The sequence below is a fragment of the Arthrobacter sp. CMU6 genome (assembly GCF_059090205.1).
The window spans coordinates 83,537-109,692 of the sequence record NZ_JBNHFL010000016.1; the positions used below are offsets into that span (position 1 = coordinate 83,537).

The 26,156-nt window shown below is 68.5% G+C and carries 22 protein-coding genes; 9 read left to right on the top strand and 13 right to left on the bottom strand.

Annotated elements, in window-relative coordinates:
- Positions 1–34: 34 nt before the first annotated feature.
- Positions 35–730 carry a GntR family transcriptional regulator gene (locus tag AC5RWD_RS12965; RefSeq protein ID WP_494020390.1) on the bottom strand — a complete coding sequence of 232 codons (696 nt, stop codon included), beginning with the start codon at positions 728–730 and terminating at the stop codon, positions 35–37.
- A 104-nt stretch (positions 731–834) separates the two neighbouring features.
- Here AC5RWD_RS12965 and AC5RWD_RS12970 point away from each other — a divergent pair, with 104 nt between their 5' ends.
- The 4 genes from AC5RWD_RS12970 (at position 835) to AC5RWD_RS12985 (ending at position 5,822) form a co-directional block, all read left to right on the top strand.
- Entirely contained in the window at positions 835–1,593 is a 759-nt protein-coding gene (locus AC5RWD_RS12970; protein WP_494020419.1) for a LamB/YcsF family protein, read from the top strand.
- Between the two features lie 2 nt (positions 1,594–1,595).
- Positions 1,596–3,395 (top strand): 5-oxoprolinase subunit B/C family protein, encoded by a 1,800-nt coding sequence (locus tag AC5RWD_RS12975; protein WP_494020391.1) that lies wholly within the window; start codon positions 1,596–1,598, stop codon positions 3,393–3,395.
- Positions 3,395–5,164 carry an acetyl/propionyl/methylcrotonyl-CoA carboxylase subunit alpha gene (locus AC5RWD_RS12980; RefSeq protein WP_494020392.1) on the top strand — a complete coding sequence of 590 codons (1,770 nt, stop codon included), beginning with the start codon at positions 3,395–3,397 and terminating at the stop codon, positions 5,162–5,164. Before AC5RWD_RS12975 ends, AC5RWD_RS12980 begins: the two co-directional genes overlap by 1 nt.
- A gap of 469 nt (positions 5,165–5,633) precedes the next feature.
- Complete coding sequence (locus tag AC5RWD_RS12985; protein ID WP_476906956.1) at positions 5,634–5,822, top strand: hypothetical protein; 189 nt, start codon at positions 5,634–5,636, stop codon at positions 5,820–5,822.
- A gap of 103 nt (positions 5,823–5,925) precedes the next feature.
- Here the strand turns inward: AC5RWD_RS12985 and AC5RWD_RS12990 are convergent, their stop codons facing one another.
- The 10 genes from AC5RWD_RS12990 to AC5RWD_RS13035 all read right to left on the bottom strand — a co-directional run bounded on the left by AC5RWD_RS12990 (position 5,926) and on the right by AC5RWD_RS13035 (position 16,968).
- Complete coding sequence (locus tag AC5RWD_RS12990) at positions 5,926–6,423, bottom strand: SRPBCC family protein (RefSeq protein WP_494020393.1); 498 nt, start codon at positions 6,421–6,423, stop codon at positions 5,926–5,928.
- Between the two features lie 13 nt (positions 6,424–6,436).
- A complete protein-coding gene (locus AC5RWD_RS12995) occupies positions 6,437–6,790 on the bottom strand; it encodes an ArsR/SmtB family transcription factor (RefSeq protein WP_494020394.1) in 354 nt (117 codons plus the stop codon).
- A 56-nt stretch (positions 6,791–6,846) separates the two neighbouring features.
- A complete protein-coding gene (locus AC5RWD_RS13000; protein ID WP_494020395.1) occupies positions 6,847–8,712 on the bottom strand; it encodes an FAD-dependent oxidoreductase in 1,866 nt (621 codons plus the stop codon).
- Between the two features lie 20 nt (positions 8,713–8,732).
- Positions 8,733–9,608 carry an aldo/keto reductase gene (locus tag AC5RWD_RS13005; RefSeq protein ID WP_494020396.1) on the bottom strand — a complete coding sequence of 292 codons (876 nt, stop codon included), beginning with the start codon at positions 9,606–9,608 and terminating at the stop codon, positions 8,733–8,735.
- The gene (locus tag AC5RWD_RS13010) at positions 9,605–10,453 is read right to left on the bottom strand and encodes a sugar phosphate isomerase/epimerase family protein (RefSeq protein ID WP_494020397.1); all 849 of its coding nucleotides are present in this window, start codon (positions 10,451–10,453) and stop codon (positions 9,605–9,607) included. The genes AC5RWD_RS13005 and AC5RWD_RS13010 overlap by 4 nt, the downstream gene beginning before the upstream one ends.
- Positions 10,450–12,558: an oxidoreductase gene (locus tag AC5RWD_RS13015; RefSeq protein ID WP_494020398.1), complete on the bottom strand. Its 2,109-nt coding sequence runs from the start codon at positions 12,556–12,558 to the stop codon at positions 10,450–10,452. The genes AC5RWD_RS13010 and AC5RWD_RS13015 overlap by 4 nt, the downstream gene beginning before the upstream one ends.
- Positions 12,559–12,561: 3 nt before the next feature.
- Positions 12,562–13,713: a Gfo/Idh/MocA family protein gene (locus AC5RWD_RS13020; RefSeq protein ID WP_494020399.1), complete on the bottom strand. Its 1,152-nt coding sequence runs from the start codon at positions 13,711–13,713 to the stop codon at positions 12,562–12,564.
- 61 nt (positions 13,714–13,774) lie between these two features.
- Positions 13,775–15,145 carry an MFS transporter gene (locus AC5RWD_RS13025; RefSeq protein WP_494020400.1) on the bottom strand — a complete coding sequence of 457 codons (1,371 nt, stop codon included), beginning with the start codon at positions 15,143–15,145 and terminating at the stop codon, positions 13,775–13,777.
- A gap of 240 nt (positions 15,146–15,385) precedes the next feature.
- Complete coding sequence (locus tag AC5RWD_RS13030) at positions 15,386–16,183, bottom strand: IclR family transcriptional regulator (protein WP_494020401.1); 798 nt, start codon at positions 16,181–16,183, stop codon at positions 15,386–15,388.
- Positions 16,183–16,968: an IclR family transcriptional regulator domain-containing protein gene (locus AC5RWD_RS13035; protein ID WP_494020402.1), complete on the bottom strand. Its 786-nt coding sequence runs from the start codon at positions 16,966–16,968 to the stop codon at positions 16,183–16,185. The genes AC5RWD_RS13030 and AC5RWD_RS13035 overlap by 1 nt, the downstream gene beginning before the upstream one ends.
- A 205-nt stretch (positions 16,969–17,173) precedes the next feature.
- On the opposite strand from AC5RWD_RS13035, the gene AC5RWD_RS13040 reads away from it, so the two are divergent.
- The 5 genes from AC5RWD_RS13040 (at position 17,174) to AC5RWD_RS13060 (ending at position 22,780) form a co-directional block, all read left to right on the top strand.
- The gene (locus tag AC5RWD_RS13040; RefSeq protein WP_494020403.1) at positions 17,174–18,502 is read left to right on the top strand and encodes an MFS transporter; all 1,329 of its coding nucleotides are present in this window, start codon (positions 17,174–17,176) and stop codon (positions 18,500–18,502) included.
- A gap of 155 nt (positions 18,503–18,657) precedes the next feature.
- On the top strand, positions 18,658–19,554 hold the full coding sequence (locus tag AC5RWD_RS13045; protein WP_494020404.1) for a LysR family transcriptional regulator: 897 nt from the start codon (positions 18,658–18,660) through the stop codon (positions 19,552–19,554).
- Between the two features lie 176 nt (positions 19,555–19,730).
- A complete protein-coding gene (locus tag AC5RWD_RS13050) occupies positions 19,731–20,039 on the top strand; it encodes a YciI family protein (RefSeq protein ID WP_494020405.1) in 309 nt (102 codons plus the stop codon).
- 9 nt (positions 20,040–20,048) lie between these two features.
- Positions 20,049–21,134, top strand: a complete 1,086-nt coding sequence (locus AC5RWD_RS13055) for a zinc-dependent alcohol dehydrogenase (protein ID WP_494020406.1) — start codon at positions 20,049–20,051, stop codon at positions 21,132–21,134.
- Complete coding sequence (locus AC5RWD_RS13060) at positions 21,131–22,780, top strand: FAD-dependent oxidoreductase (protein WP_494020407.1); 1,650 nt, start codon at positions 21,131–21,133, stop codon at positions 22,778–22,780. Before AC5RWD_RS13055 ends, AC5RWD_RS13060 begins: the two co-directional genes overlap by 4 nt.
- Before the next feature lie 95 nt (positions 22,781–22,875).
- Here the strand turns inward: AC5RWD_RS13060 and AC5RWD_RS13065 are convergent, their stop codons facing one another.
- Both AC5RWD_RS13065 and AC5RWD_RS13070 read right to left on the bottom strand, forming a co-directional pair.
- Entirely contained in the window at positions 22,876–25,362 is a 2,487-nt protein-coding gene (locus tag AC5RWD_RS13065; protein WP_494020408.1) for a sensor domain-containing protein, read from the bottom strand.
- A 147-nt stretch (positions 25,363–25,509) separates the two neighbouring features.
- Positions 25,510–26,148 (bottom strand): GOLPH3/VPS74 family protein, encoded by a 639-nt coding sequence (locus tag AC5RWD_RS13070; RefSeq protein ID WP_494020409.1) that lies wholly within the window; start codon positions 26,146–26,148, stop codon positions 25,510–25,512.
- Positions 26,149–26,156 lie beyond the last annotated feature (8 nt).

Sequence of the window (26,156 nt, forward strand, 5' to 3'; positions counted from 1 at the left end):
CCGTTCGCGCCAGTGGAGTGGTAAGGAGCGTCAGCTACGACGAGTGGACGGCGGTCTGGTGCTCTTCGGACTGGTCAAGGTAGGCCAGGAGCCGTTCAGCCGCCCGCTCAAACTCCCCGGCTTCCAGCGCCTTGCAGATCTGCTCGTTATCGGACAGGTAGTCCTGGTAGAAACCGCCGTCGATGGAGGCCTTGTGGAAGAACAGCCTCATCTCCGCCAGCACCTGCGACATGATGCTGTTGAGGCGCTCGCTGCCGGCCATGGCAACGAGGGCACCGTGAAAATGCTGGTTGGCGCTGCCGAGCCGTTCACTGTCCCCGGCCTCGGCCGCGCGCTTGCCTTCCTCCACGGCCGCGCGCACGGCCGCGATGCTTTCGGCACTGCCGCCACCCCGCACCGCGCTTATCTCTATGGCGCGCCGGACGGCGTAGACGTCGTGGATATCGCTGGCCTCGAGGCTGGCGACAAAGACGCCGCGGTTTGGCTGGCGGACCACCAACCGCTCGCTGGCAAGCTCGGCGAACGCCTCGCGGACAGTGTTGCGTGAGACCCCGAGCTCCTCGGAAAGAGCCTCTTCCTTCAGCTTGGTCCCGGGCGGAAGGGCACCTTCTGCGATCTGTAGCCGGAGCTCGCTCGCAACCCGGGTGGCCACCGAGGGCACGGCCACGCGGAGCCGGGCGGCGCCGGATGCTGCTCGCACCGTTGATTCATGCGGATTCACTGTGGCCATACACCGAATTTACACGAGCCAACCACAATTGGATTGTTGAATTGTTGAACATTTTTGCCGGAGGGTGCATCCTTGTATAAGGACGAGTTGAGATGAGGGTCACAATGCACGCAATAGATTTGAACAGCGACGTCGGTGAATCCTTCGGGCGATGGAGCCTCGGAGACGACGCGGCCATGATGGCCTCCGTATCGAGCGCCAACGTCGCCTGCGGATTCCACGCCGGCGATCCCAGCGTCATCCGGTCCACCTGCGAGGCGGCCGCCAAGGCCGGCGTGGTGGTCGGGGCCCACGTGGGCTACCGCGACCTGGCCGGATTCGGCCGCCGGTACATGGACGTAGATCCCCGCGAACTGGCCGACGACGTCGTCTACCAGATCGGTGCCCTGCAGGCGCTGGCCGCGACGGCCGGCACCAGGGTCCGCTACGTGAAGCCGCACGGCGGCCTCTACAACGCCATCGTCCGCAACACCGCCCAGGCCCGCGCCGTGGTGGACGCGGTGAAGTCGGTGGATCCCGGCCTGCCCATCCTTGGCCTGCCCGGATCCGAAGTGCTGCGGCTCGCGGAGGCAGCCGGGCTCCGGGCCGTCTCCGAGGCGTTCGCGGACCGCGCCTACAACCCTGACGGCACGCTGACGTCGCGCTCCCAGCCCGGTTCTGTGCTGGAGGACCCGGAGGCGGTTGCGGCCCGCGTCCTGCAGATGACCACCGGCGAGGCCATTAGCGCGATCGACGGTTCGGACCTGAAAATCAGTGCGGAATCGGTGTGCGTCCACGGGGATTCCCCGGGTGCGGTGGCCATGGCGGTGGCCGTGAAGCGCGCGCTCGACGCCGCCGGCATCAACATCGAAGCCTTCGTCTAACCATGAAGCGACGGATTCAGACCCCGATGGCAGACGTGGACACGGGCAACGCATCATCAGGCCAGGCCGCCCCGGACGCCCGCCCAAGCGCCGCCCGCCCCGGCAGGGTGCGCGCGGTGCGGCCGGTGGGAACTCGGACGGTCCTCGCGGAAGTTTCCGGAACGCAGGACGTACTCGCCCTGCAGGCCGCGCTCCTGGAGGCTCCGCTCCCGGGACAGCAGGACGTCCTGGCGGCCGCCGAAACAGTCATGGTCAGGGCCGAATCCCCCGCCGCCGCCCGCCGGATCGGGCAGGCCCTCCTGGAGCTGGACCTCACGGCACCGGCCGAGCAGGCCGGCGGCCTGGTGGTCATTGACACCGTGTACGACGGCGAGGATCTCGCCGAGGTGGGGCAGCTGACCGGCCTCGGTGCCGACGGTGTGATCGCCGTCCACACCGGCCAGGTCTGGACCGTTGCCTTCGCGGGCTTCGCACCCGGCTTCGGGTACATGGTGGGCGAGAACCAGGCGCTGGAGGTGCCGCGCCGAAGCTCCCCGCGCACCGCGGTCCCGGCAGGATCGGTAGCGCTGGCCGGGAACTACTCGGCCGTCTACCCGCGGCAGTCCCCGGGAGGCTGGCAGCTGATCGGCCGCACCGGAGCGAAGATGTGGGACCTCGACCGCCCCGAACCCGCACTGGCCAGCCCGGGCCACCGGGTCCAGTTCCGCGCGGTCCGTGACGTGGTCCAGTTGGCCACTGAACCGTCCGGCGAAGCAACCACGGACAGCCAGCAAACCGACAGCCAGCAGGCACCCCCGGCAACCACCTCAGGCCTCCGCGTCCTGTCGCCCGGCATCCACAGCCTCATTCAGGACCTCGGCCGGCAGGGGTATTCGGCCCTTGGCGTCTCCGCCGCCGGCGCACTGGACCGGGCCTCGCTCCGCAGGGCAAACCGCCTGGTGGGGAACGCGCCGTCGGCCGCAGCTATCGAGACCGTCTCCGGCGGGCTCAGGGTCCAGGCCGTCGGGGACCAGGTCCTGGCCGTTGCGGGGGCGCCGTCGGCACTCACCGTTTCCACGCCGTCGGCCTCTGATGCGCCGGAAGCCGGCGAGATCCAGAACGGCGACGCACCGAACCGGCAGCGCACCGTTCCCGTGGCAGCGCCGTTCGCCCTCCTTGACGGCGAGATCCTCACTCTCGGGGTTCCCGACGCCGGCTTCCGCAGCTACGTGGCTGTCCGCGGCGGCGTCGACGCGCCACCTGTGCTGGGCAGCCGTTCCACGGACACCATGTCCGGCATCGGGCCGAAGCCACTGGCCGCCGGCCAACTGCTGCCCTCTGGCGGCGCGGCCGAGTCCGGCGTCGTCGGCAGCCCGGAAATCCAGCCCGACTACCCAAGCGGAGGGGTCACAGTGCTGGACATCGTCCCGGGCCCGCGCGCGGACTGGTTCGACCAGGCCGCCCTCGACGCCCTGTGCGGCCAGGACTGGACGGTCAAGCCGGAGTCCAACCGCGTGGGCATGAGGCTCCACGGAACACCCCTGCAGCGCAGCCGCACGGGCGAGCTCCCGAGCGAAGGAACGGTGGCGGGTGCCATCCAGATGCCGCCGGAGGGCCTGCCCGTCCTTTTCCTCGCCGACCATCCCATCACGGGCGGCTACCCGGTCATCGGAGTGGTGGTTGACCATCAGCTCGACCTGGCCGCCCAGGTCCCGATTGGCGGAAGGATCCGCTTCCGCATCGCCCCCAACACGGCCGCCTCCGAGGGCTCCCCCGCAGAAACTTCTCCCGAACAGACTCCACAAAGAAAAGCGAGCAACTGATGCACAAGGTCCTCATAGCCAACCGCGGCGAAATCGCCGTCCGGATCGCCCGTGCCTGCGACGACGCACAGCTGGCCTCCGTGGCCGTGTATGCCGACATCGACGCGGACGCCATGCACGTCACCGCCGCTGACGAGGCGTTCAGCCTTGGCGGCAACTCTCCCGCGGACACGTACCTGAACATCGAGAAGCTCCTCGGCGCCGCTGCCGCTGCCGGGGCGGACGCGGTCCACCCCGGGTACGGTTTCCTGTCCGAGAACGCGAATTTTGCCCAGGCGGTGCTGGACGCCGGACTCGCGTGGATCGGGCCGTCGCCGGAGGCCATCCGCCAGCTCGGCAACAAGATCACGGCCCGCGAGATCGCCGTCCGCGCCGGCGCACCGCTTGTGGCGGGCAGCGACGGGCCGGTGGAGTCCGCTGCCGAGGCCCGCACCTTCGCGGAGGAGCACGGGCTGCCCATTGCCATCAAGGCTGCCTTCGGCGGCGGCGGGCGCGGCTTGAAGGTGGTCCGGAACATGGAGGAGGTCGAGGAGGCCTTCGACTCCGCGGTGCGCGAGGCGGTGGCCGCGTTCGGCCGCGGCGAATGCTTCGTGGAACGCTACCTGGACCGGCCGCGGCATGTGGAGGCGCAGGTGCTGGCCGACACGCACCGCAACGTCATCGTCGTCGGAACCCGCGACTGTTCCCTCCAGCGCCGGCACCAGAAGCTGGTGGAGGAGGCGCCCGCGCCGTTCCTCAGCGACGGTCAGCGGACCCAGATCTACGACGCCGCCAAGGCAGTCTGCCGGGAAGCCGGCTACTCGGGTGCCGGGACGGTGGAGTTTTTGGTCGCCGCCGACGGCACGGTTGCCTTCCTCGAGGTGAACACGCGGCTGCAGGTGGAACACCCCATCACCGAGGAAACCACGGGGATCGACCTGGTCCAGGAGCAGTTCCGGATCGCCGCCGGGGAACGGCTCCGCTTTACCGAGGATCCCGCCCCGCGCGGCCATGCCTTCGAATTCAGGATCAACGCCGAGGACGTGGGGCGCGGCTTCCTGCCCTCCCCCGGCACCATCGGAGAATTCACCGCACCCACGGGCCCCGGCATCCGGCTGGACACCGGAGTCCGCTCCGGTTCCTTCGTGGCACCGCAGTTCGACTCGCTCTTGGCGAAGCTAATCGTCACCGGCGCCGACCGCCAGCAGGCGCTGCGCCGGGCCCGCCGCGCCCTCGCCGAGATCAGCATCACCGGCGTTGCCACTGTCCTGCCGTTCCACCGCGCGGTGGTGGAAGCTGCGGACTTCGCTTCGGAGACCGGCCTGGACGTCCACACCCGCTGGATCGAGACGGACTTCGCCGACAGCATCCCGGCCGATCCGGACTTCTCCCCCACCGGCCCCGACGGCCGCCGGCGCACCATCACCGTGGACCTGGACGGCCGCCGGCTCGCGGTGGGGCTTCCGGCGGACCTGCTGGACGGCTGGGCCCGGTCAGGCCAGGCCCTTCCCGGCGGCCTGGATGGTCTGGGGACGGCAGACGGCGGCTCCCCCGACGGCGGTACCGGCGGCTCCGATCCTGCGCAGCTCCGCGCCGCCATGAGCGGCACCGTGGTGAAGTGGCTCGTGGAGCCGGGTGCCGAAGTGGCCGCCGGTGATCCCGTGGTGGTTCTGGAGGCCATGAAGATGGAGACCAGCGTCCCCGCCCACCGGGACGGCGTGCTCTCCGGCGTCGCCGCCGGCCCCGGCGAGCTGATCACCGCGGGCTCAGTCCTGGCACTCATCGGCTAAGCCGCCAACCGGCGAACACAACGGATGGACGACGGCCGGACGGCCCGCCGTCGTTCTTGCTTACGCAGCAAGGGTCCTGCGCAGGATCATGGGGAGGACGCCGCCGACGGCGCCGCAGCACCGCTCCGGCCCACCTGCGCGAACGGACACTTGAGGCCCTTGGGAAACGCTTCCTGAGGGCCTCAAGTGTCCGTTGGCGCTGAAGGGGCATGTGTCAAACCTCACCCGCCGTTTGCGGCCAAATCGGTTGAAAAGCCTTCCCGCGCCTGTGCATCATAGAGTGAAGCCCGATAGTAATACGCTTTCCGAAATCGGGTTTAGAAGTTCAAACACAACAAAATCCTGGTGGACGCAATGAGGCCAAACCGGTGAGCTCGTCGAGCTGCCTAAGGCCTCCGAGCGTTCTCTAGGCCGACCTGTTCCGCGGCATCGCATTGGCGCCATGCCCAGAGACGAAAGCACTGAGAAAATGACCTTCGAAACCGCCGAATCAATGACGATCAAGATCTGGGACCGTTCTGCAGTGAACCACACGCTGGAGACGCTGGTGCACGATTTTTCGAGCCGGGCCAACGCACAGAAGAGCGACGTCGCCGTCACCCTCAGCGGCCCGAACACCTTCACGCTCAGCCTGAACACCGCGGGCGCTGCGCTCTAGGCAGCACCCCGGACAAAACGTAAGAGGACGACGGCGGAACTTCCCGCCGTCGTCCTCTTGCGTTTGCGCCGCGGCCGGCTGACCGGCCGGCAAGGGCCGCGCGCTAGGCGCGGGAGTGCTCGGCCAGCAGGGCGTCGATCTGTCCGGCAGCCTCCTTCATGCCGTCCTCCATGCCCATCTCGATCATCTTGTTCATCTGCTCTTCGGACTCGAAAACGGACAGGACGGTCATCCGGGTACGGCCGCCGATGTCCTCCAGCGTGACGGTGGCGTGCGTAGTGCCCATTTCCGCGACGGGTGCGCCGTCGTCGTCCGCGAAGCCGTCGTCGAACTCAAGGCGGTTGGGCGCCTGGATGTCGGTGATGCGCCACCAGCCGCCGGCCTTCTCGCCCTCCGGCCCGGTCATGTAATAGGAAGCCTCTCCGCCGGGGGTGAATTCGTACTGGCTGAACGTTGCCGGCCAGGTGGGCGGCCCCCACCAGCGCTCGAGCTGCCGCGGGTCTTCCCAGATCTGCCAAACGCGCTTCACATCGGCGTCGAACTCTGCCACGAGCGTGAAGCTGAGCGCCTCGGGGTTCTTGGTGGAACTGATAACCGTCATTGCCGGACCCTTCCTATTCTTCAGTGCGGATATCTGCTTCTTCAGTGAGGATGTCTGCAATCCGGGCGACGCGCTGCCGCCAGATCACCTCGTACTCATCAAGCAGCCGGCGGGCTTTCTCCAGGCCATCATGGTTGCCCCGCACGATCTGTTCCCTTCCGCGCTTCTCCTTGGTGACCAGGGACGCGCGCTCCAACACCGCCACGTGCTTTTGAACGGCGGCGAAGCTCATGGCGTAGAGGGCTGCCAGGCCGCTCACCGAGTACTCGCCCACCGTCACCCGGCGCATGATGTCCCGCCGGGTGGTGTCCGCGAACGCCTGGAAGAGGCGGTCAAGTTCGGCATCGCTAAGCTGATCTACAACCATTTGGTTGTAGGATATGGCAGCCGGTGAAGGGTGTCAATGGGCTGTCCTGTTCCCTGTCAGGCTGCACCCACGCCGATGCCGGAGTCCGCGGGCACAGCGCCGGAGTCCACGGGCACAATCCCTTCCACGGGCACAGTCCCGTCGTCCTCGTACTCCACGGCGCCGGCCAGATCCCGGCCGGCAACGTATCCGAACGCCAGCGCCGGGCCGAGGTTGATGCCGCCGGCGGGGTAGTGCCCGCCCATCACACTGGCCTGATCGTTGCCGGTGACGTAGAGGCCCGGGATTGGCCGGCCGTCGTCGTCCAAAGCGCGCGAGCGCCCGTCCACATCCAGTCCCGCGAACGTGCCGAAGCTCCCCGGCACCACACGCACCGCATAGAACGGACCCTTCTCGATGGGGCCAAGCGACGGGTTCGGCTTCACAGACGCGTCTCCGCCATAGCGGTTAAAGGGCGTGGAGCCGCGGCCGAAGTCCGGGTCCACGCCTGCGGCGGCGTTGCGGTTGAAGCGCTCCACGGTGTCCTTCAGCCCGGCGGGGTCGATGCCGCACCGCTCCGCGAGTTCCTCGAGCGTGCGGCCCTTCTTCAGATAACCGGAGCGGAGGTAGGGGAAAAGCGGCACGGGCAGCGGCTTGGCCATGCCCAGCGGAAAGCGACGCACAAAGCGGGAGTCGGCGATCTGCCAGGCCTCCGCCGGCTCTCCCGCCGGCGTGGCCTCCAGCATTGCCGACACATAGTCGTAGTACCCGTTGGCCTCGTTGACGAACCGCCTCCCGCTGCGCAGGACGCCGATACTGCCCGGCTTGGCCCGGTCCATGATGTGCGGGAAGGTGCCGGTGCGGCCGCTGCGGTACGGCACCAGCGACACCGGGCACCATGCGGCCGCGGACTTCACGTCAGTCCGGAAGCGGGCACCCACCGACTGGCCCAGGCTGATGCCGTCGCCGCTAGCCTCCGCCGGTGCCAGCGTCCAGTGTTCGCGTCCGGTGGGTGTGTTCGGGAACAGCTCTTTCCGGCGCTCCACATCCTGCGGGAAGCCACCGGCGGCCAGGACCACCCCGCGTGAGGCGTTGATCCGCAGCTCCCCCTCAGGGGTTCCGACGACGGCGCCCGTCACCTTGCCTGCCCCGTCGGTCAGCAGGCGCCGGGCCGGGGTGGAGACGCGGACGTCCACGCCGAAGCGGTCTGCTGACTGCAGCAGCCAGCCGGTCAGGGCCGTGCCGTTGACCAGCTGCATGTTGCGCCGGTGCGTCACCAGGTCCAGGACGTGCAGGCCGAAGCGCCAGCCTGCATGGAGGAGACCGCGCGGGTTGCCCCGGGACGCGGACAGGAACCTGCCCAGGTCCTGCCCCGCCATGATGCCCATTCCCAGGAACGAGGTTTCATACAGCTGGTGCCGCAGCTTGGCACGCACCGCCGGACGGATCCGCCGGGCATTCAGGGGCTTAGGCCCCACCGAGCGGTGCCCGGTCCCGGCACCGGGCAGGCCACCATAGATGTCGTTGATCCTGGCACCCGGGACGAACTGCAGCGACGTCTTCCCGTGGAAGAAGCCCACCATGTGCGGGACCGCCTCCAGGAAGGCGTCCACCCGGTCGGCCTGGTAGTCGGCCCCCAGGACACCGCGCAGGTAGGCCCGGAAGGTCTCCTTGTCCTCGCTGACGCCGGCAGCCCGGGCCAGCGGATTGCCCGGAGCCCAGGCCCAGCCGCCCGACCACGCCGTGGCACCGCCGCACACGTCCGCCTTTTCCACCACCACAACCTTCAGCCCGTGGTAGGCGGCCGTCACGGCGGCGGCCAGGCCGCCCGCGCCGGAGCCCACCACCAGGACGTCGCAGTCCAGGCTGGAAAGCAGGTCTTCGCCAGCCGGCGCATTGGCTGCGGCCACGGAGGGCGCTGTCGTATCAGTCGGGTGAGTCATTTTTTGCTCCAGTGGTTCTTTCAGTGTCCGAATTCGTCCGAGTCGAGCCGCGTCGGCGCGCCTGTGTCCAGGGCATCGATGCCGGCCATTTCCGCCTCCGTGAGTGCAAAGCCGAAGACGTCGAGGTTTTCGCGCTGCCGCCGGTCGTCGGCGGACTTGGGGATGGCAACCCGGCCGGACTGGACCTGCCAGCGGAGCACCACCTGCGCCGGTGTCTTGCAGTGTTCCCCGGCCGGACCGGTGACGGCAGGGGCCGAGAGGAAGCCGCCGTTGCGGCCCAGAGGGCTGTACGCGGCGGTGACGATGCCGTGCTCGCGGTGGAAGGCCAGTTGGTCCGGCTGCTGGTGTTCGGGATCGATCTGCACCTGGTTGACCGGTATTTCCAGTCCTGCCGCCCGCAGCTCCCGCAGATGGGCCGGTTTGAAGTTGGAAACACCCCAGCACCTGATCAGCCCCTCCCCGGCCAGCCGGGTGAGCCCCTCCGCTGCCTCGACAAACCGGCCCTGGGCAGGATTCGGCCAGTGGATCAGGAAGAGGTCCAGGTACTCGGTGCCAAGCCGCCGGGTTGCCGCGCCGAAGGCCTCTCGCACACCAGCTCTGCCGTGCCACTGCCTGTTGAACTTGGTGGTGACGAACAGGTCCCCGCGGGCGATGCCGCTGCGGCGGATTCCCTCGCCCACGGCTTCCTCATTGTTGTAGTTTTCGGCCGTATCGATGTGCCGGTATCCGTTGGCGATGGCACGGGCCACGGCGTCGGCGGCCGCCTCACCGGTCATTGGCCAGGTGCCCAGGCCAATGAGGGGAATCCCGACGCCGGGCGCCAGTTCCGCCGTCATGCTGTCCCGTACTGCCGGGCTTTCCTGGACTTCATGGCTTTGCTGAACTTCCCGGCTCATTTGCTTCCTGCTTTCTGAAGGTTGTCCGCCGCCTGCAGCACGGCGCCGGCGGCGGCCTTAAGTTTCCGTGCCCAGGCCGGCTCCCCCAGCCGGGCCAGGGTGCTGTCCGACGGCACCTCGACGCTCACCGGAGCATCGGCGGGGAAAGCATTGACGAGGGCGGCCAAGTCAAAGTCTCCTTCGCCCGGAACACCGCGTTCCGAGCGGGACTCCGTCACCAGCGCCGCACGGTCGGCCGGACGTGCGGTCGGGCCGTCACAGAGCTGCAGCAGCGGCACCAGGCCGAGGTTCGCCTCAAGGTCCTGCCACTGCGCGGACCCCGGGACCGCCCCGAAGCGGTTCAGATGGAGCGCGTCCACCACGATGCTGCAGCCTGAGGCGCGGGCCAGGGCGACAGCGGCGGGAATGGAGTTCACCGCCTGGTAGGAGATGGGCTCGAGGGTGGGGACGATGCCGTAGCTGCGGCCGTCCTCGGTCATGTGGGCCAGGGTGTCGGCAAGGCGTGCGACGTCCGGATCGGACGCGGCCACGGTCAGCGATGCCGCGCCGAGGGCCTGCCCCGCCTCCATCATGGCCAGCCAGGCATCGCGCTGGTCGGTGCCATCCAGCAGCAGGAACTCGATGTCGCGGACCGTGACCCCGGTGTCGGCCATCCGGCCCAGCGTTTCCTTCAGCATCGGGGACCCGGGCTGAAGGTCGTACGGGCGCTCGGTGGGAGTGACAGCGCGGACACGGGCGCCGATGAAGTCGAAGCCGGCTTCCGCGGCCACGGCCACCAACCGCGGCGGGGCGGTGTTGAGGAGGGACAGCTGGGCCAGGCCCAGCAGACGGCGCGGTGCGCTCATGATACTGCTCCGTTAATGCTGAGTTCGACGGGTTCGTAGGGGCGGCCTGCGGGTTCGGACCCGGGCGCAGCGGGGCTGGCGGCAAGTGCCGTGGCGATGTGCTGCGCGGCGTCGTACCCGCTCTTCACCGCGTTGGAGGCGATCGCGGGGGCCCGGTCCACCACGGTCCCGGCGAACGCAACCGGCACGCCGGCCGCCTGGGCCATGTCTGCTTCGCGGCCCTCCGCCGGGACGGAGCCGTCGAGCGGCAGCACCGAAGGGGACACCAGCAGGCTCCCCGGCGCGTCCAGCCACTCGGAGGCGGACCCGTCCCGCGCCGTGCTGGCGACCCGGATCCGGGTGCCGTCGTATTCCTCGATGGTGGCACCGAGCCGGATCCGGACCTGCGGATTCTGTTCGAGCCGCGGTACGGCAAGGATCTTTGCCCGCCGGCCGGATTCCGGCGCGAGGACCTCCTGCGGTCCCACCAGCAGCACGGCAGTGCCGCGGTCCGCGAGGGTATCGGCGACGCTCATGGCCACGGAGTCGGCGCCCCAGATGGTCACGGCATAGGGAACGTCGCCGCCGGCCGGCCCGTCGGCGTGTAGCACCTCCGGATGGGCGGCGAGCCAGTCCCGGACGTCCGTCACTCCGGGCAGGTCGGAGCCCGGGAAACCTGCCGGCTGGCGTGTCCCGCCGGTGGCCAGCACGACGGCATCGGCACCCGTTTCCCGGACCAGCGCATCTACGCCGCCGGGATCCACGTGATTGCCCAGCCGGACGTCAACACCCAACCGTTCGTTCTCGGCCGCGGACCAGTCCGTGAACCGGTGGAAGTCCGGGGTGGACTTCATCTGTTCCGCAAGGGCAAACTGCCCGCCAAGCCGGGCGCCGTCGTCGAGCACGGTGACCTGCGCACCTGCCAGGGCTAGTTCCCGGGCGGCGGTGAGGCCCGCGGGCCCGGCGCCCACCACGGCCACCCGGGCACCCGGCCGCACGGCCGGCGTCGGAACGGGTACCCGCGAGCGCCCCACGGCGGGGTTGACGGTGCACGTGACCTGCCCCTGCCCGAGGGTGTCGATGCAGACGTTGCACGCGATGCACGGGCGGTACGCCTCGCCCCGGAGCACGCCGCCCACAAAGGCGGGGTCCGCGTGGATGGCGCGGGCCAGGCTGACGAAGTCGCAGACGCCGGCGCCGAGGACCTCCTCGATGACGGCCGGCGAGTTCAGCCTGCCGGCCATGCCGAGCGGGAGCCCGAACTGCCGGTACGCCGCGGCATGGTCGCGGAGCAGGCCCGGCTTCCACTCCCCGGGCTGCACGATCCATTCGCCGGCGTCATAGCTGCCGGCGGACAGGTCGAGGAAGTCAAGCTGGTCCAGATGCGCCTTGGCCATGATCGCCACCTGGTCTGCGGCGCTGATGCCCTCCGCCGGCCCCTCGATGACAGACACCCGGACCCCCACAATGGCATCGGGCGCAGCATCGCGGACGGCGTCGATGACCAGGTTCAGGAAGTGCTCCGGCGCGGCGAACTCGTCCGTCCGGTGGTTGGAGGTGGGGGACATGAACTGGTGAATCAGGTAGCCGTGGGCGCCATGGATGTTGATTACGTCAAAGCCGGCTGCCACGGCCCGGCGGGCCGCCGCGGCGTAGGACTCCACCAGGTCATGGCATTCCGCGGCGGTCAGTTCCCGCGGAACCTCCCCGCCGGCCACCGCACACGGCACCGGCGAGGGCGCCACGTTCTTGTGCCCGGACACCGCAGTTTGGGCGGTCCGGCCGCCGTGGTTAAGTTCGACGGCGGCCAGCGCACCTTCCGCGTGCAGCGCGTCGGTGAGCCTGCGCAGCCCGGGAATCATGGCGTCGGTGTGCAGGCCCAGCTGGTGTGTGCGGCCCTTGCCGTCGGCCCGCACGTAGGTGGCTTCGGTGGTGACCAGCCCCAGGCCGGCTCTGGCCCGGGTGACGAGATAGTCGATGTACTGCTCGGTGATGTGCCCGTCCACCGTGCCGTAGTTGCGTTCCATCGGTGCGGAGGCGAGCCGGTTGCGGAGGGTCCGCGGGGTTCGGCCGTTCCGGCCCAGGGTTAGCGGGCGGGAAGCGTAACGGGTGCTGTGCTCGGTCATGGGTCAGCCCGCCGCTTCCGCTCGAACGCGGGCTTCGACGTCCGCCGGAACTTCGACGCCGGCGGGAACCTCGCTGTCAGCGAAACGGACGGGGCGCCCGGTGCGGGCGGATTCGTAGACCGCGAGCAGGATCCGCAGCGATTTGAGGGCGTCCTTGCCGGTGATGGCGGGCTCGGTGCCGGCGTCCAGGGCCTGCACGAAATCGCGGACCTGGCTGGTGTGGTGCGGAATCAGCTGGCCGTTGATGGTGGACAGGTCAATGTTGGGCTCCACGCCCTCGGGGTGGACGGGCTCCACGGTGATCTTCTCCCCCACGGCCCACAGGTCCAGCCGGCCGTCGCTGCCTTCGGGGAACTCGGTCAGCGAAGCTGAAGCCCCCGTTTCGCCGGTGATCCGGAGCTGGATGCCCAGGTTGGGGGACACCGCCGTCGAAGCTTCCAGAGTTGCCATGGCACCGGAGGTGAAGGTGATGACGGCCGTGGCAGAGTCCTCCACGTCGATGTAGCCGCCGTGGCGGTAGGTGTTGACCTTCCCGTAGACCTCTGCCACGTCGCCCAGGTACCACTGCAGCAGGTCGATCTGGTGGATAGCCTGCGTCATGAGCACGCCACCGCCGTCGTTCTGCCAGGTGCCGCGCCACGCGTCCCGGTTGTAGTATTCCGGCGCGCGGTGCAGCATCACCGAACACTGGGCAATGAGCGGGCGGCCCAGCGTTCCGTCGTCGATGGCGGAGCGGATCCGCTGTGCGGCCGGCCAGAAACGGCGCTGGAACAGTGCCCCGAACTGAACGCCGGCCTCCTCGCATGCCGCCACCATCCGCTCAGCCGAGTCGATCCGGGTGGCGATCGGTTTTTCGCACAGCACGTGCACCCCGGCTGCCGCGGCCTTGAGCACCACCTCCTCATGGGTGGGGTGGGGCGTGCAGACCGAGACGATGTCCACGCCCAGCGCCAGGATCTCCTCCACGGTGTCCACCGCATTCGGCACATTCCAAGCCCGCGCGGTGGCACGTGACCGCTCCAGGTCGATGTCGCACACCCCCACCACCTGGACGTTGTCCAGGGCGCCGAAGGCCTCGAGGTGGTTGCGGGAGATGGCGCCGCAGCCCACGATTCCGGCTCGGTAGGTTCGGGGGGCGGTTGCTGACGGAGTCATGGTTCCAACTTTCATTCTTCGCGGGGCAGGACGGGCGGGGACGGGGACGGGTGGGGGCGGGTCAGGCGGACATCCGGCGCTGGCGCGGCAGGCCAAGGTCCTCGAGAGGAGTCTTGTGGGTTTCGTGGGCGGTGGCGATGGCGATGGCGGAGACTGCCAGGCAGGCCACGGTGAAGAGCGCCACCGGGATCCAGCCGCCGGGGCCCGGCTGGGCCAGGACGGTGGCGATGGCGGGGGCGAAGCCGGTGAGGATGAGGCCCACCTGGCTGCCGATGGCCATCCCGGAGTAGCGGACCGGTGCCGGGAACATCTCGGGGAAGAAGACCGTCCAGACGCCGTTCCAGCAGGAGTAGAAGACGGACATGTTCAGGAACCCGAAGACGAAGATCAGGGCGATGTTGTGCTCGCTAATGGCCCAGAAGTAGCCGAATGAGGTGACGGCGCAACCGAGGGAACCCACCAGGAGCACCTTCTTGCGGCCGATGCGGTCCGAGATGATGCCGGCCAGCGGGATGGTGAACATGGACAGGCCGATGGTGAGTGCGTTGACCGTGAGCATCAGGGTCCGGTCCAGGCCGATGCCCTTGCCGGTGGCGTAGGCCAGCGCGTACACGGTGAAGGTGGTCTGCATGACGGAGAACAGCATCACCAGGGCCACGCGCAGGACGTCGCGCCACTGGGTTTTCAGCACCTCGGCCGCCGGAATGCCCTTGGGCTTCTTCGCCTCCACGGTCTCTTCGAACACGGGCGGCTCCTCAAGCCGGGTGCGGATCCAGTAGGCGACCAGGAGCACCACGGCAGACAGCCAGAACGGGACGCGCCAGCCCCAGCCCAGCAGCTGCTCCTCCGGGAGGGCGGCGAGCGGGATGAACACCACCGTGGAGAGGACCATGCCGGACGCGTAGCCGGTCATGACGAAGCTGGTGAAGAAGCCGCGCCGTCCCTCCGGGGAGTGTTCCATGGTCAGGGTTGAGGCGCCCGCGGCCTCGGCGCCGGCCGAGAATCCCTGCGCCAGCCGGCCCGCCAGCAGGAGTGCCGTGGCCCAGTAGCCGATCTGGTCATAGGTGGGCAGGAAGCCGATGCCGAGGGAAGCTACACCCATGATCACCAGCGTGATCATCAGCGCCTGCTTGCGGCCGATCTTGTCGCCGAAGTGGCTCATGATGACGCCGCCCAGCGGCCGAGCCAGGTAGCCGACGCCGAACGTGGCCATCGCCCCGAGCAGGGCAACCACCGGGTCTCCGCCGGGGAAGAAGATCTTCGGAAACACGAGTGCTGCTGCCGTGCCGTAGATGAAGAAGTCGTAGTACTCCAGCGTGGATCCCAGGAAGGAAGCCAGCGCGGCTTTCCGCGGGGTCTTCGCCGGGTGGCTGTCCGTGCGTTCCAGGACGGCGGTCTCCGCAGCGGGGGTTGGGGGCTGGACGTGTCCCATAGGTTCTCCTCATTGAGTTTCCAGGGTGGCCGGCACCGAAGTTGGTGGGGCCAAAAGTGGTGGGCGTGCACCGTGTCCGGTGGCTGCCGCTCTGGAGGAAAACACTAGGAGCAGGGAAAAGCGCCGCGGTGAAATTTCCCATTCAACGGGACGTTGCTGTCCCGGGAGCCGGGTGGAAAAGGGCCCGGAAGGCCGGCGTCAGGCGCCCTGCAGCCAGGGCCGCGTGCCGTAAGGCCGGCGTCAGGCGCCCTGCAGCCAGGGCCGCGTGCCGTAAGGCCGGCGCTCCGCGCCCATGGTCCGGGAGAGGCCACGCCCCGCGGCCACCAAAACGGGAAGAACCACCTTAGGGTCCTCGTCCGCCGTCGGAATTACGACGGCGATGGCCCCGATCACGCTGTTGCCCTCACCAAAGACGGGGACGGCGTAGGCGGTGTTTTCTTCCACCAGGACGCCCGCCATCCGGACGTAGCCGCGTTCCCGGATCAGGGCGAGCTGGGCGCGCAGGCGCGCGGGGTCCGTCTCCGTGGCCGTCGTGGTTTTCTCCAGCGGCCCGGCCAGGAACCGCTCCTGCACGTCGCGCGGCATGTGCGCCATCATGGCCATGCCGGACGAAGTGTTGTGGATCAGGAGCCGGCCGGCCACCGCGGCAAGATTGGTGGCGGTGCCATGCCGGTCCAGCTGCTCCAGGTACAGCACGGTGCCGGAACCGACGTCGGGAATGGAGAGCGACACCTGTTCCCGGACGGCGGCGTGGACGCCCTCCAGGAACGGAAGGCCCCGGCGTCGGAATTCCTCCAGTGGATTGCTGCGGGACGCCAGTTCCCACATCTTCATGCCGACGCCGTAGTCGCCCGCTTCGCTGCGGTTCAGCAGCCCGCTGTCCACCAGGTCGTTGGCCAACCGGTGCGCGGTGCTGCTGGACATGCCCGTGGCGCGGACCAGTTCACTCAGCGACATCCGCGGCCTGCCTTTCGAAAAGGCATCCAGGATCTTCACCACACGCTGGATGACGGATTCGCCGGAGGGCGAGTTGGCCATCAGGCCCGCCGCAGCCCGGACGCGTCCCCGCCGTAGTCCAGGCCGATCTGCCGGGCGGCCTCCTGCAGGCGCGGCACCACGGACTTTTCAATGTCCTCGGCAGGGGAACGGTGGGTCTGCAGGGAGACGTTGACGGCCGCCACCACGTCGTGGCCGCGGCACACCGGTACGGCCACGCCGCGCAGCCCCTCTTCCAGTTCCTGCGACACCATGGCCCAGCCCCTGGACCTGGCCCGGTCGATTTCCGCCCGCAGCTGGTCCAGGCTTGCAACGGAGTGCTCTGTCAGCTTCTGCAGCCGGACGGTCTCGAAGTAGGCCTGCAGATCCGTCTCGGTCAGGGCCCCAAGCAGCACGCGCCCCATGGAGGTGGCCCAGGCCGGGAACCTGGTGCCCACGGTAATGGTGACGCTGAGGAGCCGGGGCGAGGGCACGCAGGCGACGTACACGACGTCGGCGCCGTCGAGGATGCAGAGGGAGGTGGTTTCGTTCAGCTCCGCGGCGAGGGCCTTCAGATGCCGGTCGGCGATGGCCGGAAGCTCGAGGTTGGCCAGGAAGGACCGGCCGATGTCCAGCGAGCGCGCTGTCAGCTCGAAGTGCGCCCCGTCCGCCCGCAGGTAGCCGAGGTCGGCCAGGGTGAGCAGGAACCGCCGGGCGGAAGCCCGGGTCGTGTCCGCAGCCGCGGCCACCTGGGACACGGTCAGCCGGGGAGTGCCCGGAGTGAAGGCGCGGAGCACGTCGAACGCCTTTTCGACCGATTTCACAAAGTAGGCCGGCTGTTCGTCCATGGGCTCCTGCACCTCAAGCTGCGCGCTGTTCCTGACCTATCAAGAATACGGGCCGCCGCCCCGCCGGGAGCGGGCCCACCAAATGCGGATTGTGAGTCACTTCACTGTGCGCTAGACTTTTTTCTAGTCGCATATCGCACGCCTGTTCGCGATACGCACAATTACCAATTCGGACCCCGTCTTTCAGTGCGGAAGGACCCCTGCAATGACCGATCTCGCCCCTACCCAGACCGCTGAGGCGAAGCAGTACCAGCTCAAGCGCGCCAAGAAGGCCGCCCTCGCCGCCTTCCTTGGCGGCGCGCTGGAGTACTACGACTTCTTCATCTACGCCACCGCGGCGTCGCTGGTCTTCTCCAAGATCTTCTTCCCGGCAGGCGATGCCACGGTCGCCCTCATCGCCTCGTTTGCCACCTTCGGAGTGGCCTACGTGGCCCGCCCCTTCGGCGCCGTCGTCTTCGGCCACCTTGGGGACAAGATCGGCCGCAAGAACACCCTCGTCCTGACCCTGGTGCTCATGGGATCGGCCACGTTCCTAATCGGCGTGCTCCCGGACTTCAACGCCGCCGGCTACTGGGCGCCCGCCCTGCTGGTGCTCCTGCGCCTCATGCAGGGCCTCTCCGCCGGCGCGGAAACCGCTGGCGCCTCCGCCCTGTCCACCGAGGAGGCACCGGAAGGCCGCCGCGGCTTCTTCGCCAGCTTCGCCATGAGCGGCATCTCCGCGGGCATCGTTCTTGCCTCCCTGGCCTTCCTCCCTGTGGCCGCCATGAGCGAGGCGGACCGCCTCGCCTGGGGCTGGCGCATCCCGTTCTGGCTGTCCCTCGTGGTGCTGGTGGTCGCGTACCTGGTCCGGCGCTCCCTCGAGGAGCCCGAGGTCTTCGAGGAAAAGCACGACCATGGGGAACTCGTGAAGCTCCCCTTCGCCAAGATGTTCAAGACGCACCCGGCGCAGTTCTTCCAGGTGGCGCTGATGTCCTTCGAAACCGTCACCAACACGTTCATGCAGTCCTTCGGCCTCGCCTACGCCGTCTCCGTCGGCGTCCCGGCCTCCACCATGCTGTGGGTAAGCATCCTGGGCAACATCATCGCCGTGTTCAGCCAGCCGCTGATGGCCCGGCTCTCCGACCGTTTCGGCCGGCGCCCGGTGTTCATCACCGGCGTGCTGGGATCCGGGCTGATGATCTTCGTCTACTTCTCCGTCATCTCCACCGGCAACATCCCGATGATCTTCCTCACCAGCACCCTTATCACCGCGGGCACCTACTCGATGTCCAACGCCATCTACCCGGCGTGGTTCTCTGAGCTGTTCAACGTGAAGGTCCGCTACTCGGGCATGGCCATCGGCCTGCAGGTCGGCATCCTCTGCGCAGGCTTCACTCCCCTGCTGGGCACCGCGCTGGTCGGCGCTGACAAGGCCAACTGGGGCCCTGCCGCCTGGATCGTCGCGGCGTCGTCCCTGCTGGCGGTGGCCGGCGCATACTGGGCCCGCGAAACCCACAAGACCCCGCTGCGGCAGCTGGGCAACCCCGTCCGCTAGCCGCCCGGGACTGGAGTTTTCGTCCACGTAACGCCACTTGGAGGCCCTTTAGCGGCCATTAGCTGGACAAAAACTCCGTGCGAAAGTACGAACAGATGGTGCCCTCAAATTGCTGAGGGCACCATCTGCCGCTTAGGGAGCAGAGGGGGAACTGGATGGAGCTTCGGCAGATCGAGGCTTTCCTCGCCGTGGCCGAGGAACTTCACTTCGGCCGGGCAGCCCAGCGCCTCCGCATGGCCCAGTCGCCGTTGAGCCAGACCATCAGGAAGCTCGAGAAGGAACTCGGCTCGGATCTGTTTGAGCGCAGCACCCGCTCGGTCGCCCTGACGACGGCGGGTGTCGCCTTTCTCCCCCACGCCCGCCGGATCATCGACGAGCTTGACCTCGCCCGCCGCTCCGCCGTCACCGAACCGGGCACGTTCTACGGCCGGCTCAGCATCGGCTTTTCGGGGGCGCTGAACCACCGGACCCTTCCCCCGCTGACCCGGGCGCTCCGGCACCGCTACCCGTCCCTGGACCTGACCCTCACCGGAGGCCTGCTGACCCAGGACGCCCTGCAGCAGCTCCGCAACGGTTCGCTGGACCTCGCGTTCGTGGGGCTGCCGCTCGATGCAGGCGCACTGGCCACCCGCACCATCGCCCTCGAACAGCTGGGCGCCACCGTGCCGGTGGACCACCCTTTGGCCGAAAGGCCGGCGATCGGGCTCGCCGAACTGTCCGACGACGGTTTTGTCACCATGCGCGCGGCGCAGGGATCCACTCTCCGCGAGGCCATCTTCGCCGCCTGCGCGGCCGCCGGGTTCAGGCCGAGGGTGGCACAGGAAGTCACGGATCCGTACACCGCGCTCTCGCTCGTCGCCGGCGGCGTCGGGGTGAGCCTCATGCCCTCCTCCGTCGCGAGCATCATGCCGGGCGGAACCGTGTTCATCCCGCTGACCGGCACCGCGCCGCTGCTGGAATCAGGCCTCGCTTGGAACCCGGCCGGCATGTCCCCCGCCTTGGCACTCGCCCTGGCCGTCGCCGAGGAAGTCCTCCCGACGCCGTCCGGCTGAGCCGGTCTCCACTGCCTGGCACCCAGGCCGGCCGAGGCACCCAACCCGGCCTCCCGCCGTCGTACATTATGTGTTTTCCGCACATACTCATTGACCAAATAAGTGTTGGACGCGGCACAATCCCGGTGGCCACGATGGAGTGAACATCCACCCGCTCAACGATGAGGACACACCCCATGGGAACTTTCGCCGTCACCTACGCCTACGCCGCCAACTCGTCCGCCGGCCGGGACGAACACCGCCCCCGTCACGTCGAATTCCTGCAGGAGCAGTTCGACGCCGGCACGCTGGTGAAGAGCGGTCCTTTCGGGCCGGAGGAGGATCCGGGCGCGCTGCTGATCATCGAGGCTGACTCGAAGGCCGACGCCGAGGCGCTGATGGACCGGGACCCGTTCTACCTCAACGGCCTTGTGGAGCACCGCAGCATCCGGCAGTGGAACATTTTCTTTGGTGCCGACGCAGCCGCCGGCGCCGCGCGGAATTAGGGGCACGCCATGCTGATCGCGCGCACCGTCGCCAAAGAGACCATTCGGTACGAGGACGTTCCGGCGCCGGCCCTCGAGCCCGGCTACGCCCTGGTCCGCGTCCACAACGTCACCCTCTGCGGCACCGACCTGCACATCTGGGAGGACGACTATCCGGCCGGGCTGCCCGTCATCCAGGGCCATGAATTCGCCGGCGTCGTGGAGTCCGTGGGAACCAACGACGCAGGCATCCTCGCCGGTGACCGCGTTGCCGTCAGTCCGATGCTCTACTGCGGGCAGTGCCGCCCCTGCCGGCTGGGCAGGTTCAACGTCTGCGAGAACATCGGCTGCATCGGCTGTTACTCGGACGGCGCACTCGTGGAACTTGTCAGAGTGCCGGTGGAGAAACTGTGCCCCGTGCCGGACGGCCTCGACCTGGATCTCGCCGCCATGGCCGAGCCCGCGTCCATCGCCATCCAGGCGGTGAACCGGGGCCGGCCGGCCGCGGGGGAAACGGCCCTGGTGCTGGGCAGCGGCCCGATCGGGCTGCTCGCCACGTTGTACCTGACGGATCTGGGCGTGAACGTCGTCTGCGCCGACACCCAGCCGGACCGGCTGGCGCTGGCTTCCGTGTTCGGGGCCGTGGACACCCTGCTGGTGGATCCCCGTTTGGACTTCCCGGGCGCTGACCAGGGCGTACGTCTGGATTTGCTGACGGACACGTCCGGGCCGGAGCTGGTCATTGAGGCTACGGGTGTTCCGTCCTCCCTGGAGACCGCCATCCGCCTGGTGGCGAGCGCCGGACGGATCGTGCAGGTGGGGATCTCGGCGCGGACCGCGTCCGTCCCCATGAATGCCGTCCCCTTCAAGGAGATCGACCTGCTGGGCAGCCGGAATAGCCTGAACCTCATCCCGGCCGGGCTGGAACTGCTGGCCAACCACCGGAACCAGGCCCGGGCCCTGATGACGCACCGTTTTGGCTTCGGGGACCTGCAGCAGGCCTTCGAACTGATGCGCAGCCGCACCGAACCGGTGGGCAAAATCGTGGTGGACATGCTTGCCTCGCACGCCGCCCACGAGGCGGGAACTGACGCGCTCACGGGAGTGCGGGCGTGAGCGGCGGCGTGAGCAGCGCAGCGGAAGGCCCGCTGCTCACCCCCGCCGGGAACATCTCGGGCGCCTACGACGTGGTGGTCGCGGGCAGCGGCGCGGCCGGCCTGGTCGCCGCGATCCGGGCGGCTAACGCCGGGCTGAGGGTGCTGGTGGCCGAGAAGGCCCCGCTGCTCGGCGGCACCACGGCCGCCGGCGGCGGCGTGATGTGGGCACCAAACAACCACCTCGCCCGGCAGGCCGGTTACCGGGACAGCCACGAGGACGGCGTCGCCTACCTCACGGCGGCCGCCGGGCACGTGCTAACCCGCGCGGAGGTGGAGTGGTACGTCAGCACGGCTCCGCGCGCCGTCGCATATCTCGACGCCGAAACCCGGCTTTCGCTGACGCCGATCGCCCGCCCGGACTACCACATGGAATGGCAGGGTGCGGCCGACGGCGGACGCGGACTGGACAACGATGCCTTCGACCCGTCGGGGTACCCGGGCCTCGCGGAGGCGATCCGGCCGTCGTCGTATTTTCCGCTGCTGACCATGACGGAGCGCGACCGGCTCAACGGCCGGGCGGCGGATCCGGAGCTCCTGGCCCGGCGTGCCGCCACGGGCGTGCGGACTATGGGCGGCGCCCTGGTGGGGTCGCTCCTGGCGAGCGCACTGGACCGCGGCGTGGAGATTGCGGTCTCCGCGCCGGTCGGGGACCTGGCCCGCGATGGGGACAAGTGGGCGGTGACCCTCGGCGGCGCCGCAGCCGGAAGGGCCGTGTCTGCCGCCGCCGTCGTGCTCGCTTCCGGCGGTTTCGAGTGGAACCCCCGGCTCCGCCAGGCGTTCCTGCCGTTTCCGGTGACCCCCATCAGCGCACCGTCCAACGAGGGCGACGGCCTGGAGCTGGGGCTGAAGGCCGGCGCCGCGGTGGCGGACATGACCGCCATTTGGGGAGTGCCAGTGATCTCCGAGGCCGCGCACGAGTACGACGGCGTGCGGTCTGGCCGAATGGGAAACGTGGAAATGACCCTTCCCGGCTCGATCACCGTGAACGCGGCAGGGAAGCGCTTCGTGAATGAGGCGCTGAACTACCACGACGCCTGCCGCGTCTTCGCCTCCATTGACCCGCTGACCGGCCGCAAGCAGAACAACCCGGCCTGGCTCGTGTTCGATGCGGCATACCTGTCGAAGTACCCGGTGGCAGGTGCCGCCGCGGGCGTTCCGGCTGACTGGATGACGGCGGCGGCCTCGCTGGAGGAACTGGCCGGGAAGGTGGGCATCGATCCCGTCGGGCTGGCTGCCACGGTGGCAAGGTTCAACGAGGACGCTTCGGAGGGAGTGGACACGGAGTTCCACCGCGGCGCCACGCCCCAGGACCGCTTCCTCGGCGATGCCGCCAACACCCCCAACCCGTGCTTAGCGCCGCTCCGCTCGGCTCCGTTTTACGCGGTCCGGATTTCCGCCGGCGTGCTGGGAACCTCGGGCGGTCTGGATACCGATTTCGACGGCCGCGTCCTGGACAGGCACCGGCAGCCGATCCCCGGACTTTACGCGGCGGGCAACGTCTCAGCCGGGGTTTTCCGCAATAATTACCCCGGCGGCGGTGCAACCCTGGGCTCGGCCATCACCCGGGCCTTCGCAGTAGGTGAGCACCTCGCCGCGCACCTGTAACCGCGCCCCGCCATTGGAGTTTTTGTCCATTTGTCGCGACTTCCGGGCGTTAAGCGGCCAACATCCGGACAAAAACTCGGAGCAGAAACCTAGCGTCAGCCGACGCGTGGCAACGGCTCCTCCGCGGACATCCCCACGGCGGCAGCCTGGGCGGCGGAAATCGCGGCGGGGAGCCTGGCCGGGTGGGACTGCAGCCAGGCCGGGATTCGCTCGGCGGGCAGCGGCTTGCTCCACAGGTACCCCTGCGCGAGGCGCACACCCAGCCGGCGGAGTTCGCTCAGCTGGACGGCCGTCTCCACGCCTTCGGCCACTACATCCAGCCGCAGGCTCTCTGCCATGCCGAGGACCAGTTCGATGATGGTGGCCCCGTGCGGGTCGGTGCCCAGCTCCTCGACGAAGGTGCGGTCGATTTTGAGTGTGCGGGCCGAGAGCCACTTGAGGTAGCTCAGCGAGGAGTATCCGGTGCCGAAGTCGTCGATGGACAGGCCCACGCCCAGGCGGGCCAGCCGCTGCAGGGTTTCCTTGGGCAGGTCCGGCTGGTCCATGAGGACGGTTTCGGTGATTTCCAGGTGGACGGCGGCCGGGTCGATGCCGGTGTCGCGGATGGCCGCCTCCACGATGTCGGGAAAGTCGTCGGCCACGAGCTGGCGGCCGGAAATGTTCACTGCCGCCGTGAAGTTCTCCGCCCCCGGAACCTGCGTGCGCCACTGCTGCACCTGGCGCAGCGCTTCGCGGAGCACCCAGGCACCGATCGGCAGGATCAGGCCCGTCTCCTCGGCAATGGGGATGAAGGCATCGGGCATGATCGGGCCGTGCTCGTGATGGTGCCAGCGCAGCAGCGCCTCGAAGCCGACGGAGCCTTCGGTGGAAACGTCGATGATTGGCTGGTAGTTCAGCGACAGCTCATCGCGTTCCAAGGCCAGCCGGAGATCGGACTCGAGGTCCAGGCGCCCGGTGGCACGTCCGGTCATGCGCACGTCGTAAATCGCGGACGAATCCCCGCCGGCGGATTTGGCCCGGTACATGGCGGCGTCGGCCCCCTGCAGCATCGATTCTGCGGTATCTTCCCCGTCCGCCAGCGCGATCCCCACGCTGACGTTGAGGTAGATCTGCCGGCCGTCGACGTCGAACGGCTGCCGGGTCGCATCCCGGATCCTTTCGGCCAGGGCCTGGGCCCCGCCCATCTGCAGGTTCTCGCAGATCACCACGAATTCGTCGCCGCCGAACCGGCCCACCGTGTCGCCAGAGCGGACGGCGGCCTTCAGCCGTTCACCCAGCAGCACCAGAATGGTGTCGCCGGCGCTGTGGCCGATGCCGTCGTTGATCAGTTTGAACCGGTCGACGTCGACGAACATCACCACGGGCCGGGCGGCCCGGTTCAGGAAACCCTGCAGTACCTCGGTGACCATGTACCGGTTCGGCAGGCCGGTCAGGGCATCGTGGCGCGCCTGCCACTCCAGGATCTGTTCAGCGTTCTTCCGGTCCGTGATGTCCAGGACCGTGTCCAGGAACCGGATCGGTTTGCCGTCGACGCTCTTCATGCTCCTGATCCGCGAGTGCAGCCACCGCTGTTCGCCGGTGGGCCGGATGATCCGGTACTCGAAGTCGGCGAAGCCAAGTCCGTGGTCCAGGCTCTTCCACACTTCGCGGACACGGTTCCGGTCCTCGGGGTGCGTCCGCGCCAGGATGGCTTCCCTGTCCTTTGGCCCGTCCGCGGGCATTCCGAGGATCCGGTCGAATTCCTCCGAATGCCACGTCTCCCCGGTGGCCACCGTGTGTTCGACGCTTCCTACGTGGGCCATCTCCTGGGCAGCCAGCAGCCGCTCACGTTCGGCATCGGCCGCGGCTTTCAGGCGCTGGATCTCCGTGATGTCCCTGGCGATGGCGGATGCCCCCACGCGGATGCCGTCCTGGTCGTAGACGGGGGATACGGTCAGTTCGACGTCGATCACCGACCCGTCCTTGCAGCGCCACCGCGCCTCCACACCGGTGACGAACGCCCCGTCCCCCGAACGGGTGGTGACCTCCGTGCCGAAGTAGGCGCCGTCGTCGGCGGTCACCAGCCCGTGGCTGCGTCCCACAGCCTCCCAGGAGCTCCAGCCGAGCATTCTCGCCGCCCCCGCATTCCAGCTGGTGATCTTCCCGGTGAGGTCAGCGCCGATGATGGCATCGCCGGAGGATTCGACCATGGCGGAGAGCCTGCGCAGGATGGCCTCGGTGTGCTTGCGGTCCGTGATGTCTTTCGAAATAGCCACGACGGCCACGGGTACGGTGTGCCGCCCCCTGATCCGGCTGACTGTCGCGTGGACCGGAAATTCGCGGCCCGTGCTGTGGCGGGTCCACAGTTCACCGGCCCAGTCACCGCCGCGGGCCACCCTGTTCGCGATTTCCCTGTCGGTGGCGCCTCCGCCCCGCCCTACGGCACCGCCGATGAGGCCCAGGTCCGTGATCTTCAGCCCCAGCGCTTTATCCGCGGCCAGCCCGTACAGCCGCTCCGACGCGCGGTTCCAGTACGTGATGCGCCAGTCGCCATCCATGCCGATGACCGACTGGCCGATCTCGTCCAGCAGCAGCGACTGCATCACTAAATCGTCGCGATGTTCCCCAGCCATAACCCCTCCGACAGGTGGTCCCCCGATGGCAGCGCGCTAGGCACCCGGACCCGTTTGCTTAGGGAACCGTGCTCGCAGTAAATCAGCAGCCTGCGTTTCCTGCAAGAGAGTGGCCCACTACGTGGCAGCTTCCGCCTCCGCGAGCCGGATCATGCGAAGCTCATCCCGCACCGCACGGGAGGGCCAATGGTCTCCGGCCAATTCCCGGATCCGGGCGGGCCCCGCCCCCGGGAAAAGCTTGTCCATCAGCCCCGCCGCGTGCAGCAGGCCGATCAGCGCGGCAGTTCTGGGATCCGACGGCGATCCGTTGAGTATGCTTTCGATCCTCGCCAGGAGTGCCGCCTTCGGAGCATGGTCCTTCTCCGGGTAGCGCGTGGTGGTGAAGACGCCAAGATGCTTTTCTCCCACATGGGTCACGACGCCGAGAGCAGCCATCCCCTCATAGACACGGCGCAGTTCGGCGCGGCTTTCCAGCATGACAACCCACCGCCGCGGACCGTGCGGCCGCGACTTGTCGTGGATCAGCTCCCACTGGTGGAGGAAGTCAGACTGCGGAGGGGCTCCGGTAGCCCTGACGTATTTCCCTTGCAGCTGGATTGCGCCCAGCAGGTCCAGCTCGGCCAGGATTGCGCCGGACAGCGCAGCCCTGAGCACGCTCTGCGGCACCTCCGGCTCGCCGTCCTTGTCATTCGTGGCCAGAAGAAGGAACGCCTGGGGCAGGTTCAGCTCCCCTGTGCCCGGAATCTCGGTGCTCATACCCCCAT

Excerpts from the sequence above, each read along its gene's own strand:
- AC5RWD_RS13065 (WP_494020408.1), bottom strand. The coding sequence starts at position 25,362 with ATGCAGTCGCTGCTGCTGGACGAGATCGGCCAGTCGGTCATCGGCATG.
- AC5RWD_RS13015 (WP_494020398.1), bottom strand. The coding sequence starts at position 12,558 with ATGACCGAGCACAGCACCCGTTACGCTTCCCGCCCGCTAACCCTGGGC.
- AC5RWD_RS12965 (WP_494020390.1), bottom strand. The coding sequence starts at position 730 with ATGGCCACAGTGAATCCGCATGAATCAACGGTGCGAGCAGCATCCGGC.
- AC5RWD_RS13005 (WP_494020396.1), bottom strand. The coding sequence starts at position 9,608 with ATGAGCCGGGAAGTTCAGCAAAGCCATGAAGTCCAGGAAAGCCCGGCA.
- AC5RWD_RS13040 (WP_494020403.1), top strand. The coding sequence starts at position 17,174 with ATGACCGATCTCGCCCCTACCCAGACCGCTGAGGCGAAGCAGTACCAG.
- AC5RWD_RS13030 (WP_494020401.1), bottom strand. The coding sequence starts at position 16,183 with ATGGCCAACTCGCCCTCCGGCGAATCCGTCATCCAGCGTGTGGTGAAG.
- AC5RWD_RS13010 (WP_494020397.1), bottom strand. The coding sequence starts at position 10,453 with ATGAGCGCACCGCGCCGTCTGCTGGGCCTGGCCCAGCTGTCCCTCCTC.
- AC5RWD_RS13035 (WP_494020402.1), bottom strand. The coding sequence starts at position 16,968 with ATGGACGAACAGCCGGCCTACTTTGTGAAATCGGTCGAAAAGGCGTTC.
- AC5RWD_RS13000 (WP_494020395.1), bottom strand. The coding sequence starts at position 8,712 with ATGACTCACCCGACTGATACGACAGCGCCCTCCGTGGCCGCAGCCAAT.
- AC5RWD_RS12975 (WP_494020391.1), top strand. The coding sequence starts at position 1,596 with ATGAAGCGACGGATTCAGACCCCGATGGCAGACGTGGACACGGGCAAC.
- AC5RWD_RS12995 (WP_494020394.1), bottom strand. The coding sequence starts at position 6,790 with ATGGTTGTAGATCAGCTTAGCGATGCCGAACTTGACCGCCTCTTCCAG.
- AC5RWD_RS12980 (WP_494020392.1), top strand. The coding sequence starts at position 3,395 with ATGCACAAGGTCCTCATAGCCAACCGCGGCGAAATCGCCGTCCGGATC.
- AC5RWD_RS13020 (WP_494020399.1), bottom strand. The coding sequence starts at position 13,713 with ATGACTCCGTCAGCAACCGCCCCCCGAACCTACCGAGCCGGAATCGTG.
- AC5RWD_RS13050 (WP_494020405.1), top strand. The coding sequence starts at position 19,731 with ATGGGAACTTTCGCCGTCACCTACGCCTACGCCGCCAACTCGTCCGCC.
- AC5RWD_RS13025 (WP_494020400.1), bottom strand. The coding sequence starts at position 15,145 with ATGGGACACGTCCAGCCCCCAACCCCCGCTGCGGAGACCGCCGTCCTG.
- AC5RWD_RS13070 (WP_494020409.1), bottom strand. The coding sequence starts at position 26,148 with ATGAGCACCGAGATTCCGGGCACAGGGGAGCTGAACCTGCCCCAGGCG.
- AC5RWD_RS12990 (WP_494020393.1), bottom strand. The coding sequence starts at position 6,423 with ATGACGGTTATCAGTTCCACCAAGAACCCCGAGGCGCTCAGCTTCACG.
- AC5RWD_RS12985 (WP_476906956.1), top strand. The coding sequence starts at position 5,634 with ATGACCTTCGAAACCGCCGAATCAATGACGATCAAGATCTGGGACCGT.
- AC5RWD_RS13055 (WP_494020406.1), top strand. The coding sequence starts at position 20,049 with ATGCTGATCGCGCGCACCGTCGCCAAAGAGACCATTCGGTACGAGGAC.
- AC5RWD_RS13045 (WP_494020404.1), top strand. The coding sequence starts at position 18,658 with ATGGAGCTTCGGCAGATCGAGGCTTTCCTCGCCGTGGCCGAGGAACTT.
- AC5RWD_RS12970 (WP_494020419.1), top strand. The coding sequence starts at position 835 with ATGCACGCAATAGATTTGAACAGCGACGTCGGTGAATCCTTCGGGCGA.